This window comes from Bacillus sp. EB106-02-03-XG38 (assembly GCF_058792175.1).
The window spans coordinates 1-12,886 of the sequence record NZ_JBYTED010000012.1; the positions used below are offsets into that span (position 1 = coordinate 1).

Genomic DNA, 12,886 nt, shown 5'->3' on the forward strand with positions numbered 1-12,886 from the left:
TGTCTAGCATCTAAAAATAAAAATTGACGTTTCACGTTGTTTGTTTCGTTCAGTTTTCAAAGAACTTGTCTGCCGCTCAGAAGCGACTTTATTAATATAACATTTCGTTATATTTTCGTCAACAACTTTTTCAATAAGTTGTTTTTCGTTTGTTTTGCTTGTTACCTTTCGTGGCAACGAATATAAATATACCAGTTTGATTATTAAAATGCAATAGTTTTTCTAATAAAATTTTTAACTTAGTAAAAAAGTATAAAAACAGCATATTTCTTCTATATGAATATAATTTCTCGCACCACCAAACTCCACTATTCATACTTAAATAAAAAAGCTTTGGAGAAATCTCCAAAGCTTAGTCTTGTTTATGACGCATAGCAGGGAATAATAGTACATCACGAATAGATGGTGCATTCGTTAATAACATAACAAGACGATCAATACCAATTCCTAGTCCACCTGTTGGAGGCATACCGTACTCAAGAGCTTCGATATAATCGTCATCCATCATGTGAGCTTCGTCATTACCTTGTTCACGTTCTTTTAATTGCGCTTCAAAACGTTCTTTTTGATCGATTGGATCATTTAACTCAGTGAATGCATTTGCATGTTCACGTGCAACGATAAATAATTCGAAACGATCTGTAAATCGTGGATCTTCGTCATTCTTTTTCGCAAGTGGCGAAATTTCTACAGGATGACCGTAAATGAATGTTGGTTGGATTAATTTATCTTCTACTTTTTGTTCGAAGAATTCATTTATAATATGACCAACTTCCATTGTATCCTTAATATCTACATTATGTTCTTTCGCAAGTTCACGCGCTTCTCCCACACTCATTGGATTCCAGAAATCCGCTCCAGAATGTTCTTTAATTGCATCTACCATATGAAGACGTGTCCATTCTGGCTCTAGATTAATTTCATAATCACCATATTGGATTGTTGTTGTACCTAGTACTTGCTTCGCGATATGAGCAACCATATTTTCTGTTAGTTTCATAATATCTTTATAATCAGCATACGCTTCGTATAATTCAATCATCGTAAATTCAGGGTTATGACGAGTTGATACACCCTCATTACGGAATACACGACCAATTTCATAAACTTTTTCTAATCCACCCACGATAAGGCGTTTTAAATGAAGTTCAATTGCGATACGCATATATAATTCCATATCTAACGCATTATGATGCGTAGTGAAAGGACGAGCAGAAGCTCCACCTGCAATTGCATGCATCATAGGTGTTTCCACTTCAAGATAACCGTTGTCGTCTAAGTATCTTCTCATTTCACGAATGATCTTACTGCGAGTAACGAATGTTTCACGGCTTTCCATACTTGTAATTAAGTCTAAGTAACGTTGACGGTAGCGTTGTTCAACATCTTTTAATCCATGATATTTATCCGGTAATGGACGAAGGGATTTCGTTAATAGCGTAAAGCCCGTTGCTTTCACTGAAAGTTCTCCAACGTTCGTTTTGAACACTTTACCTTCAATACCTACTAAGTCACCTAAATCTGCCGTTTTAAATAATTCGTACTCTTCATCTCCAACAGCATCTTTACGAACATAAATTTGAACTTGTCCATGTAAATCTTGAATATGCGCAAATCCAGCTTTTCCTTTACCGCGTTTCGTCATAATACGACCAGCGATAGAAACAGAGATTTCTTTTTCTTCTAATTCTTCTTTAGAGAACTCTCCATATAAGCTTAATAAGTCATTTGTTGCATTTGTACGTTCAAATCGTTTACCGAACGGATCGATTCCTTGCTCACGTAAGTTATGTAGCTTTTCACGACGAACAAGCAATTGGTCGTTTAATTCTTCGTGGTTCATGTTATCCATGGTATTGATATCACTCCAGCTCTATTAATTTTTACAATATATACAGTATAGCATTTTCTACTCAACTAGAAAAACTGCCAGCAACTAACTGGCAGTTCTTCTTTCTTTCACGTAATTATAGGAAGTGTATAGAAGAATGTCAATCTTCCCTTCCTATTATTAACCAACGTGAATTGTTTGTTGTTTCGCTTCTACTTCTTCTACAAATGCACCCAATACATTCGCAAGGTCTTCACGCGTATTACAAGCATTAATACCATTACGTACAGTTGCATTACCACGAATACCTTTTAAATACCAAGCTGCATGTTTTCTCATCTCTCTTACAGCAACACTTTCGTTCTTTAAATCGATAAGACGATCTAGATGCAACATACATACGTCAATTTTCTCACGCACTGTCGGTTCCGGCATTAATTCACCAGTCTCCAAATATTTTACCGTACGATAAATCATCCATGGATCTCCAAGGGCAGCGCGACCAATCATAACACCATCTACACCAATTTCATCTATCATGCGCTTTGCATCTTGCGGCGTCGCGACATCACCATTTCCGATAACCGGGATATTTACAGCTTGCTTTACTTGTTTAATAATATCCCAATCCGCTTTCCCTTCATACATTTGTACTCGTGTACGCCCATGAACTGCTACCGCTTGTCCACCAGCACGCTCGACAGCTTTTGCATTCTCGACTGCAAAAATATGATCCTCATCCCAACCAATACGCATTTTAACTGTAACTGGTTTTTCTACAGCATCTACAACTGCCGCTACCATTTCATATATTTTATTCGGATCTAACAGCCACTTTGCTCCTGCATCACACTTAACAATTTTCGGTACCGGGCAACCCATATTAATATCAATGATATCCGCTGTCGTATATTGATCTACATATTTCGCAGCATCTACAAGAGTTTCTTTCTCTCCACCAAAAATTTGTAAACTTAATGGCTTTTCTCTCTCGTCGATATATAACATATCTAATGTTCTTTTATTGTTCAGTAGTATCGCCTTATCACTTACCATCTCGGCACAAACTAGGCCTGCACCGAATTCTTTTACTGTCAAACGGAATGCAGAATTACACACACCCGCCATCGGTGCTAATACAACCGGGTTTTTCATCTCAATATTTGCGATTTTTAACACTCGAGTTACTCCTTCCTTCATGGTCACTTTGGCATTAGCTCATCTATCGAGACCTTTAACGCCTTAGCAACTTCCACTACAAAATCTTGGGAAGGCGATCGATTCCCTCTCTCAACTTCACCTAAAACAGATACAGATACCCCTAATTCTTTCGCAAAACCTTCTTGCGTATAACCTTTTAGCTTTCGAAAAGCACGAATGCGTCTTCCCCATTTTTCTGCTTCCATACCGTTACTCCCTCTCGCCTTTTCATTTCTTCTACTTGTGAACGTGAAATGTTTTGTTTTATATCTTGATTAATCTCTAACAACGGAACGATAACAAAAGCTCTTTCGAACATCCGCGGATGCGGAACAATAAGATTCTCTGTTTCAATATTTTCTTGATTATATAGTAAAATGTCAAGGTCGATAGTCCTCGGACCCCACCTGATTTCCCTTTTTCTTCCTAGGTCGTTTTCTACTTTTTGCGTGATTTTCAATAATTCTTGTGGTGATAAATTGGTAGAAATTTTTATAACTAAATTTAAAAAGGAATTTTGGTCAGTATAGCCAACTGGTTCCGTTTCATATACAGATGAAACATCCTCAACTTGGATATAAGGATTTTTATTTAAAAACTGAATTGCTTCAGTTAAATACGTATAACGCTCTCCAATATTTGAGCCTAGTGCAATGTACGCTATATTATTCATGGACGTTCTCTCGTAATTTCCACTGCTACAGCACGATAATGTCCTGGTATTGGCGGATCTGGTTTAATCACCTTTATCGTACATCTTGAAATACTCTCATATTGTTTCAATATATCTGCAGCAATATTTTCAGCAATGCTCTCTACAAGCTTATACGTTCTATCTTCAACAACTTTTCTACATAACTCGAAAAGCTCTCCATAATTGACAGAATGCTCTAAGTCATCACTTTCTCCTGCCTGCTTCAAATCCAATTCTACCGTTAAGTCCACTTTAAATCTCTGGCCCAATTTATTTTCCTCTGGGAATACACCATGATAACCGTAAAACTCCATATCATGAATATAAATTTTATCCAATTACTTTACCCCCTTACCCATCATCGCATCCATCATCTTAGCCATACGCGCCATTTCCTTCACATCATGAACACGAACAAACTCACAGCCCTTTTCAATACCAAGACAAACGGTAGCTCCCGTTCCCTCAAGACGTTCCTCTACCGGTAAATCTAGTACATGCCCAATAAAGGATTTTCTTGAAGTACCTAGGAGGACAGGATAACCTAGTACGTTTAACTGTTCTAAATTACGCATCGCTTCTAAATTTTGTTCAGGCGTTTTAGCAAAACCGATACCCGGGTCTAAAATGATATTCTCATCTCGCACGCCAGCATCTTTAGCAATTTTAATACTGTCATATAAATCAGCAATCATATCAGCCATTAAATTGCGGTAATTCATGTTATCGCGATTATGCATTAAAATAATAGGTACATCGTAATGAGCTGCAACTTCAGCAATTTTCGGTTCCGCCTTAGCTCCCCAAACGTCATTAATAATATGAGCACCCGCTTCGATTGCTTGTTTTGCAACTTCAGCTTTATACGTATCAATAGAAATAGGTAATTTTACTTCTTTTGAAACAGCCTCAATCATTGGAACAACTCGCTTTATTTCTTCTTCCACTGATACTTTAGCATAACCAGGACGAGTAGATTCACCGCCGATATCAATAATATGAGCACCTTCATCTCGCATTTCTTTCGCATGGCGTACTGCAGCCTCTACCTCGTTGTAACTCCCGCCATCAGAAAACGAATCTGGTGTTACATTTAAAATCCCCATAATTAACGTTTTTTCATTTAAGTTCAATGTATATTCGCCGCAGCGCAAATCATAATCCCACTTCAAACTACACATCTCCTCTTCACAATTCATTTCTGCTCCACAATTTCTCTCTCTGCATTTCATAATGATTCATAAATCTTTTTGTAATCATCCCTACTTTACCCGGGAAATCTCGCCCCTCTATACGATTAAGCGGAACAATTTCTTGAATCGAGTTTGTTACGAAGACTTCATCAGCTGAAAGCAATTCATCTTTTGTAAAGAAACCTTCCTTCACTTCTATGCCTAGTTCTGCAGCAACCTTTATAATAAACGCACGAGTGATGCCATTTAAAATCCCTGTTTCGAGCGAAGGTGTATATAAAATATCATCCTTCGCAAAAAAGAGATTCGAAACAATCCCCTCTGCAACATAACCTGTTTCAGTAAGGAAAATACCTTCTTTATTTGCAACATTTCCAATTTCACGTTTTCCTAAAATGTTATTTAAATAATGGTGAGACTTTAAGCGAGATGCACCCTCTGGTGTATTACGCACTTGTTTTAAAATAACCCCTTCTTTTTCCACTTCATCTCCCGGGATTGCTAAAGGTTTTATAAAAACAATAATAGACGGCTCTTCATACATTTCCGTTTGCAATCCAATTTCATCTATACCCGCTGATACATTAAAACGAACGTATGCATGCTCTAACTCATTTTTAACGAGTAAATTCTGCAAAATAAGCATTACTTCCTCTTTCGTCATCGCCCATTTAATTTGCAACGTATCCAGCGCATCTACTAAACGGTCATAATGATCATCCAATAAGAAAGGATGACCATTATAAATGCGAAACGTCTCAAAAACTCCAAGACCATATAAATAACCATGGTCATAAGGAGAAATTCTCGCCTCACTTGCTTCTACATACTCACCATTTACGTAAATCAACATGATGTCACACTTGGACTGTATTTCCGAATGAAATTCTGCAATAACTCTTTCCCGTGAGAAGTCATAATAGATTCCGGATGGAACTGTACACCTTCAATCGGCAATGTTGTATGACGGAGGGCCATAATTTCCCCTTCTTCTGTCCAAGATGTTACCTCTAAGCATTCCGGTAACGTCTCTTTCTTAACGATAAGGGAATGATAGCGCGTCGCAGTAAATGGATTAGGAATATCCGAAAAAATCGTCTTTCCGTCATGATGCATAGGCGACGTTTTCCCATGCATTAATCGCTCAGCACGAACAACCTCTCCACCAAACACTTGCGCAATAGATTGATGCCCTAGACAAACCCCAAAAATCGGAATCTTTCCAGCAAAGTATCGAATAACCTCCATACTAATCCCTGCTTCATTTGGACTACATGGACCTGGCGAAATCATTAAAAATTCTGGTTTCATATTCTCAATATCTGAAATAGTCACTTCATCGTTACGTTTAACAACGAGCTCTTGTCCAAGTTCTCCAAGAAACTGCACTAAATTAAATGTAAAAGAATCATAATTATCAATCATTAATATCATTTCTCTCACCTAACCGTTTCTTCGCTACGTTCTTTTGCACGCCATAAAGCAATCGCCTTTTTTAGCGACTCTTTATATTCATTTTCCGGATTTGAATCAATTACAATCCCCGCTCCTGCTTGTACATGCGCTTTTCCATCTTTAGCAAGAAGTGTTCTAATTACAATATTCAATTCTGTATCTCCAGAATAACCGATCCATCCAATTGAACCTGTATAAATCCCTCGTCGAACAGGTTCTAATTCTTCAATAATTTCCATCGTACGTATTTTCGGAGCACCAGTAATTGTTCCACCAGGGAATACAGCTTTCACTAAATCGAAAGCATCCTTATCTTCTTCCACCTCACCACGCACATTAGAAACGATATGCATAACATGTGAGTATTTCTCAATTACCATAAATTCATCTACTTCTACCGTACCATATTTACAAACGCGCCCTAAATCATTTCGTTCTAAATCTACAAGCATGACGTGCTCTGCTCTTTCTTTTTCGTTCTCAATTAATTCCCTTGCTAACGCTTCATCTTCTTGCGCATTTGAACCTCTAGATCTCGTTCCAGCAATTGGTCTTGTACTTACTTCGGTTCCTTGTTTCTTAATTAACAACTCTGGCGACCCACTAACAATTTGGAAATCCCCAAGCTCCAAGTAACCCATATATGGAGATGGATTAATTTCACGAAGACTTGTATAAATTTCTAGTGGGTGTGTTTGTAACGTTCTTTCTTGTCTCGTCGACAAGTTTACTTGGAACACATCACCAGCACCAATATATTCTTGAATACATTCAACTGCCTTCATAAAGCTTTCTTCAGTAAAAGCAACTGCTTCACTTTTCTTTTCAGGGCACGCAAATGGTATAGTCACTTCCGGCGCTTCTGTCGCCCAAAGAATCTTCCATTCATTTAGTCGCTCTTGTGCCTCTTCATACTTATCTACATAATGTGTAATAATCCATAATACTTTCTCTTCTTGATCATACACAAATACATCGTCAAATAATAAAAAGAATATATCAGGTATATTAATGTCATCCTCTGCAAGAGAAGGAAGTTTTTCAATATAACGGATGCAATCATAACTAAAATAACCAATTGCACCACCTTGAAATGGCGGGTACTCCGGATTATAGTCCGTTTTCCATCGCTCCATGTATTCCTGCATTAAATCTAATGGATTTCCTTGCTTTATTGTTTCCTTACCACTTTCACTTATATGTAACGTTTCACCCTTCCCACGGATTACCGCTACTGGGTTCAACCCCACAATGTTATAACGACCGCCACGTCCACTCTCTAACAAAATATGTTGCGGTTTATCCTTAGAAAGAAATTTATATTGCTTAAAGAAATCTAACTGATATGGAATAGAAAGCGCTAAAGATTTTCTTCGTTGCATATCAACACCCCGTCTTCTTTTATCCCACCCTCTTAAAGTAGCCACTTCAAACTACATTTATTATGTATGCAGAAGGGTTATACCCGAAGGCTAGTGAAAATAAATTAATTATACTACATCTTATTTTACATGAAGTTTTCTAGTCATTCACTCTTTTCCTATTTCCAATCCAAAAAGAAAAAGCATCCTTTTTCAAGGATGCTTTTTCAATCACACATAATTAAGACTCAAATTGATAAAGTGGTGTACTTAAATAACGTTCACCGTTACTTGGGATAATAACAAGTACCTTCTTCCCTTTACCTAACTTTTTCGCAATTTCTGTTGCTGCATAAATAACTGCTCCAGAAGAGATACCGACTAAAATACCTTCTTCTTTTGCCACTCTTCTCGCATACTCAAACGCTTGTTCTGTTTTCACTTGAACAATTTCATCATATACTTCTACATCCAACGTTTCTGGGACGAATCCCGCTCCAATTCCTTGGATTTTATGTGGACCCGGTTTCCCACCAGATAGTACTGGTGAATCCGCAGGTTCTACTGCATAAATTTTAATATCTTTATACGCTTCCTTCAGTACTTCACCAGCACCAGTAATTGTTCCACCTGTACCAATACCTGCAATAAATGCATCTAATTGGTCACCCATTTGTTCAACAATTTCTGGACCTGTTGTTAAACGGTGAATTTCTGGATTCGATTGGTTTTTGAATTGTTGTGGTATAAAGTAGCCATGCTCTTTTGCTAATTCAGTCGCTTGACGAATTGCTCCACCCATTCCTTCAGGCCCTGGAGTCAATACTAATTCTGCACCGTAAGCACGTAATAAATTACGACGCTCAATACTCATTGTTTCTGGCATTACTAAAATTGCCTTATATCCTTTAGCAGCCGCTACCATCGCTAAACCAATTCCTGTGTTACCACTTGTTGGCTCAATGATTGTATCGCCTTCTTTTAATAATCCCTTTTTTTCAGCATCTTCAATCATAGCTAATGCAATACGATCTTTAACGCTGCTTCCCGGATTCATGAATTCTAATTTTAAGTATATATCTGCGCTGTCTGATTCTACGATGCGGTTCAACTTAACGATCGGCGTTTTCCCGATTAATTCTGAAACTGATTGTGCCACTCGCATTCCTGTCACTCCTAACACCGAGTATTTTTATTGGTTTTATCTATATTTAGATTTTGTCAGAAAATTCCCTGTTTGTCAATCTATTTAGGGGGTGAATCCCTTTAATTTCCTTATTACAAATTCTCAATTAAATTTGTAATATCTTCTTTAGAGAACTTGTATCTCTCATTACAGAAATGACAATGAACTTCCGTCTCTTCCTCTTCTTCACGAACTTGCTCTAACTCTGTTTTACCTAAACTAATCAACACACTCTCAATACGTTCGCGTGAGCATGTACAATTAAATTGCACATCCATCGTTTCTAATACTTTTACTTTATCTCCTCCAAGAACTGCATACAGTAACTCTTCTGGAGAAAGCCCTTGTTCAATCAACGTTGATACAGGAGGAATCTTCTGCAAACGATCTTCAATGAACGAAATTGTTTCTTCCTGTGCACCCGGCATAATTTGAAGGATAAATCCACCTGCCGCTAATATGCTGTCGTCTCCATTTACAAGTACACCAACACCTACAGACGAAGGTGTTTGCTCAGAAACCGCAAAATAATACGTGAAGTCTTCCCCTAATTCTCCTGAAACAATTGGAGATTGACCAATAAACGGCTCACGCATACCAATATCTTTAATTACTGTTACAAACCCTTCGTTACCTACCGCTTGATATACACGCAATTTCCCTTGTTCCGTTCCTTCAAAGTCAACATGCGGATTCGTTACATAACCACGTACATCCCCATTTGCATGAGCATCTACTAAGATAGGACCAATAGGGCCATTACCTTCTACCTTAATCGTCAACTTTTGGTCACCTTTTAACATTGCGCCCATCATTGTACCTGCAGTTAAAGAACGACCAAGTGCTGCTGAAGCTGTTCTCCATGTATCATGACGTCTTTGCGCCTCACTTACCGTATTTGTAGTACGTACACTATATGCACGCACTTCTCCGTCAAACGCTAACGCTTTTACTAAATAATCTTTCATACTCATTTATTCACCTTTCTCATGCTGTAAATTTGCATTACGCTCGTATAACATATGCAAGCCTTTTAACGTTAAGAATGGATCTACAACATCAATTACATTCGACTCTTCTGAAATTAATTTTGCCAATCCACCTGTTGCAATAACTTTCGGTTCTTGTTTAGCTTCCTCTTTCATACGCTTAACAATACCTTCCACTTGTCCCACATAACCGTAAAGAATACCAGATTGCATCGCACTTACCGTATTCTTTCCAACAACACTACTTGGTTTTGTAATTTCAATACGTGGAAGTTTTGCCGCTCTACTATATAAAGCCTCTGCTGAAATCATAATTCCCGGCGTAATAACGCCACCCATATAATGCTTTTCTTCGTTAATATAACAATATGTAGTAGCCGTACCGAAATCGACAATAATAAGAGGACTTCCATATAAGTGGATTCCTGCTACTGCATTTACAATTCGGTCCGCGCCTACTTCACGTGGATTTTCATATTTAATATTTAGCCCTGTTTTTATTCCAGGACCTACTACAAGCGGTTTAATTTTAAAATATTTTTCACACATGCGCTCTAAAGCAAACATAATTGGTGGTACAACTGAAGACACGATAATCCCTTTCACATCTTCAAACGAAAGACCTTCATGCTCAAGCAACTGTTTTACAAGCATTCCATATTCATCTTCTGTCTTATGACGATCTGTTTCCATGCGCCAATGTTGACGAAGTTCCCCCTCTTCAAACACGCCTAGTACAGCATTTGTGTTCCCTACATCCAATACAAAAATCATATTCTCACCACTTATCTTATTTAATCTATATTTGTGCAGTATGTATAAAACTTATAAAAACATCATATCACACATACTTATATAATCAGCTTTTCTATCCTCATCATTTTACAAAAAGATTACGCTCTATTTCAATTTTTAATACCAGATTTATTTAAATTCTTTTTCTGCTTCATTTCGTTCCACAAATAAAAAAAGGAGTGACTATCGTCACTCCTTCATCTCTTACTTATCTTCTGATTCTTCATCGTCCTTCTTCATGTTGATGTTTACTTTCACATCAGCTGAAGATGTTGGACGTTCTGGCAATCTGCCGTAATCACATAAGTGATTGATTTGCTCTGCATCTAACGTTTCTACTTCAAGTAACGTTTTCGCAATAAGATCTAGTTTATCACGATTTTCAGTAAGAATGTCTTTTGCACGAGCATAACATTCTTTCATAATCGTTTGCATTTCCACATCGATTTCGTGTGCAATTGCATCACTGTAGTTTTGTTCTGAATGGAAGTCTCTTCCTAAGAACACTTGACCACCTTGTGAACTACCAAATTGCATTGGTCCAAGCTTATCACTCATACCGAATTCCGTAACCATACGTCTTGCAATGCCAGTCGCACGTTGGAAGTCATTGTGAGCACCTGTACTCACTTCACCAAATACAATCTCCTCAGCTACTCGGCCACCAAGTAAACCAGTGATTTTATCCAGTAACTCTGGTTTTGTCATGAAGTAACGATCTTCTTTCGGAAGCATTACTGCATATCCACCAGCTTGACCACGAGGGACAATTGTTACTTTATGAACGACATCAGCTTCATCAAGAACAACACCAATTACAGTGTGACCCGCTTCATGGAAAGCAACGATATTACGTTCTTTTTCAGAGATAACACGACTTTTCTTAGCCGGACCTGCAATAACACGATCCGTCGCTTCGTCAATGTCACTCATATCAATTTTCTTCTTATCTTGACGTGCAGCTACTAAAGCAGCTTCATTTAATAAGTTTTCAAGATCGGCACCAGAGAATCCTGGCGTACGAGTTGCAATTGCTCTTAAGTTGATATTCTCATCAAGCGGTTTATTACGAGCATGTACTTTCAGTACAGCTTCACGACCATTTACATCTGGACGATCTACTGTAATTTGACGGTCAAAACGACCTGGACGTAATAATGCTGGGTCAAGAATATCAGGACGGTTTGTCGCAGCGATGATAATAATACCTTCGTTTGCACCGAATCCATCCATTTCAACAAGTAATTGGTTCAACGTTTGCTCACGCTCATCATGGCCACCACCAAGACCCGCGCCACGTTGACGTCCTACTGCATCAATTTCATCAATGAAAATGATACAAGGAGCATTTTTCTTTGCATTTTCGAATAAATCACGTACACGTGATGCACCGACACCAACAAACATCTCTACGAAGTCAGAACCACTGATAGAGAAGAACGGAACGCCTGCCTCACCTGCAACAGCACGTGCTAATAAAGTTTTACCTGTACCTGGAGGTCCCACTAATAGAACACCCTTAGGAATACGGGCACCAACTTCAGCGAACTTGCGAGGATCTTTCAAGAATTCAACTACCTCAACAAGCTCTTGTTTCTCTTCATCCGCTCCAGCAACATCTCTGAAACGAACTTTTTTCTTTTCGTCATTATATAACTTCGCCTTACTTTTCCCGAAGTTCATAACACGGCTACCGCCGCCCTGAGCTTGGTTTAATAAGAAGAAGAATAAAATGAAGATAATGACAAACGGAATGATAGAAGTAAAGAATGTTACCCAAGCACTTGTTTCTTCTGCTGGTTGATACTTAACTTCAGCACCTTGCGCTTTTTCATTAATTTTCTTTTGTAATTCCTCAGTATTTGGTGCATAAGTAACAAATTGTTCTCCCTGGCTAGAGTTATTAAATTGTCCTTTTACTTCAAATACACCATTTTTCGGTTGAAGTTGCACATTACGCACTTCACCTTTTTCTAGTTTAGTAATGAATTTATCGTAGCTAACTGATGTCGTTTTTTGTGTCGAACCATTAAAATAGCTCACGATTCCAATTACTACTAGGAATATCAGTAAATAAAAGATGGTATTACGGAAGATACGATTCATTCCTAACCTCCTCTCACGGCATAAACACTATAGTAAATCGTAACATAGAAAAACTTTCCTATACAATTGTGACGCC

General features: G+C 38.0%; 13 protein-coding genes. All 13 read right to left on the reverse strand.

Translation table 11 applies throughout. The features are described from left to right. Window positions 1-352: 352 nt before the first annotated feature. Window positions 353-1,852 carry a lysine--tRNA ligase gene (lysS, locus tag AC3WTI_RS27820; RefSeq protein ID WP_253621463.1) on the reverse strand — a complete coding sequence of 500 codons (1,500 nt, stop codon included), beginning with the start codon at window positions 1,850-1,852 and terminating at the stop codon, window positions 353-355. 159 nt (window positions 1,853-2,011) lie between these two features. Beyond that, window positions 2,012-3,010 carry a tRNA dihydrouridine synthase DusB gene (gene dusB / locus AC3WTI_RS27825; protein ID WP_142286442.1) on the reverse strand — a complete coding sequence of 333 codons (999 nt, stop codon included), beginning with the start codon at window positions 3,008-3,010 and terminating at the stop codon, window positions 2,012-2,014. Between the two features lie 23 nt (window positions 3,011-3,033). Beyond that, on the reverse strand, window positions 3,034-3,237 hold the full coding sequence (locus AC3WTI_RS27830; protein ID WP_000387027.1) for a helix-turn-helix domain-containing protein: 204 nt from the start codon (window positions 3,235-3,237) through the stop codon (window positions 3,034-3,036). After that, window positions 3,189-3,704 (reverse strand): 2-amino-4-hydroxy-6-hydroxymethyldihydropteridine diphosphokinase, encoded by a 516-nt coding sequence (gene folK / locus AC3WTI_RS27835; RefSeq protein ID WP_048526407.1) that lies wholly within the window; start codon window positions 3,702-3,704, stop codon window positions 3,189-3,191. The genes AC3WTI_RS27830 and folK overlap by 49 nt, the downstream gene beginning before the upstream one ends. Next, window positions 3,701-4,063: a dihydroneopterin aldolase gene (gene folB / locus AC3WTI_RS27840; protein WP_048526406.1), complete on the reverse strand. Its 363-nt coding sequence runs from the start codon at window positions 4,061-4,063 to the stop codon at window positions 3,701-3,703. The genes folK and folB overlap by 4 nt, the downstream gene beginning before the upstream one ends. Then, window positions 4,064-4,924 (reverse strand): dihydropteroate synthase, encoded by an 861-nt coding sequence (gene folP, locus AC3WTI_RS27845; RefSeq protein WP_142286443.1) that lies wholly within the window; start codon window positions 4,922-4,924, stop codon window positions 4,064-4,066. Continuing rightward, on the reverse strand, window positions 4,914-5,771 hold the full coding sequence (pabC, locus tag AC3WTI_RS27850; RefSeq protein ID WP_087959055.1) for an aminodeoxychorismate lyase: 858 nt from the start codon (window positions 5,769-5,771) through the stop codon (window positions 4,914-4,916). The genes folP and pabC overlap by 11 nt, the downstream gene beginning before the upstream one ends. Beyond that, the gene (pabA, locus tag AC3WTI_RS27855) at window positions 5,765-6,352 is read right to left on the reverse strand and encodes an aminodeoxychorismate/anthranilate synthase component II (protein WP_087959054.1); all 588 of its coding nucleotides are present in this window, start codon (window positions 6,350-6,352) and stop codon (window positions 5,765-5,767) included. The genes pabC and pabA overlap by 7 nt, the downstream gene beginning before the upstream one ends. Before the next feature lie 5 nt (window positions 6,353-6,357). Next, the gene (gene pabB / locus AC3WTI_RS27860) at window positions 6,358-7,755 is read right to left on the reverse strand and encodes an aminodeoxychorismate synthase component I (RefSeq protein WP_087959053.1); all 1,398 of its coding nucleotides are present in this window, start codon (window positions 7,753-7,755) and stop codon (window positions 6,358-6,360) included. A 220-nt stretch (window positions 7,756-7,975) separates the two neighbouring features. Further along, on the reverse strand, window positions 7,976-8,899 hold the full coding sequence (cysK, locus tag AC3WTI_RS27865; protein WP_087959052.1) for a cysteine synthase A: 924 nt from the start codon (window positions 8,897-8,899) through the stop codon (window positions 7,976-7,978). 113 nt (window positions 8,900-9,012) lie between these two features. Further along, window positions 9,013-9,888, reverse strand: a complete 876-nt coding sequence (hslO, locus tag AC3WTI_RS27870) for a redox-regulated molecular chaperone HslO (protein WP_087959061.1) — start codon at window positions 9,886-9,888, stop codon at window positions 9,013-9,015. 6 nt (window positions 9,889-9,894) lie between these two features. Then, window positions 9,895-10,683 (reverse strand): type III pantothenate kinase, encoded by a 789-nt coding sequence (locus tag AC3WTI_RS27875; protein ID WP_048526400.1) that lies wholly within the window; start codon window positions 10,681-10,683, stop codon window positions 9,895-9,897. Window positions 10,684-10,908: 225 nt separating this feature from the next. Further along, a complete protein-coding gene (gene ftsH / locus AC3WTI_RS27880; RefSeq protein WP_071758861.1) occupies window positions 10,909-12,810 on the reverse strand; it encodes an ATP-dependent zinc metalloprotease FtsH in 1,902 nt (633 codons plus the stop codon). Between the last annotated feature and the right edge of the window lie 76 nt (window positions 12,811-12,886).

Excerpts from the sequence above, each read along its gene's own strand:
- AC3WTI_RS27830 (WP_000387027.1), bottom strand. The coding sequence starts at position 3,237 with ATGGAAGCAGAAAAATGGGGAAGACGCATTCGTGCTTTTCGAAAGCTA.
- AC3WTI_RS27875 (WP_048526400.1), bottom strand. The coding sequence starts at position 10,683 with ATGATTTTTGTATTGGATGTAGGGAACACAAATGCTGTACTAGGCGTG.
- pabB (WP_087959053.1), bottom strand. The coding sequence starts at position 7,755 with ATGCAACGAAGAAAATCTTTAGCGCTTTCTATTCCATATCAGTTAGAT.
- cysK (WP_087959052.1), bottom strand. The coding sequence starts at position 8,899 with ATGCGAGTGGCACAATCAGTTTCAGAATTAATCGGGAAAACGCCGATC.
- folK (WP_048526407.1), bottom strand. The coding sequence starts at position 3,704 with ATGAATAATATAGCGTACATTGCACTAGGCTCAAATATTGGAGAGCGT.
- pabC (WP_087959055.1), bottom strand. The coding sequence starts at position 5,771 with ATGTTGATTTACGTAAATGGTGAGTATGTAGAAGCAAGTGAGGCGAGA.
- lysS (WP_253621463.1), bottom strand. The coding sequence starts at position 1,852 with ATGGATAACATGAACCACGAAGAATTAAACGACCAATTGCTTGTTCGT.
- pabA (WP_087959054.1), bottom strand. The coding sequence starts at position 6,352 with ATGATATTAATGATTGATAATTATGATTCTTTTACATTTAATTTAGTG.
- hslO (WP_087959061.1), bottom strand. The coding sequence starts at position 9,888 with ATGAAAGATTATTTAGTAAAAGCGTTAGCGTTTGACGGAGAAGTGCGT.
- ftsH (WP_071758861.1), bottom strand. The coding sequence starts at position 12,810 with ATGAATCGTATCTTCCGTAATACCATCTTTTATTTACTGATATTCCTA.
- folP (WP_142286443.1), bottom strand. The coding sequence starts at position 4,924 with ATGAATTGTGAAGAGGAGATGTGTAGTTTGAAGTGGGATTATGATTTG.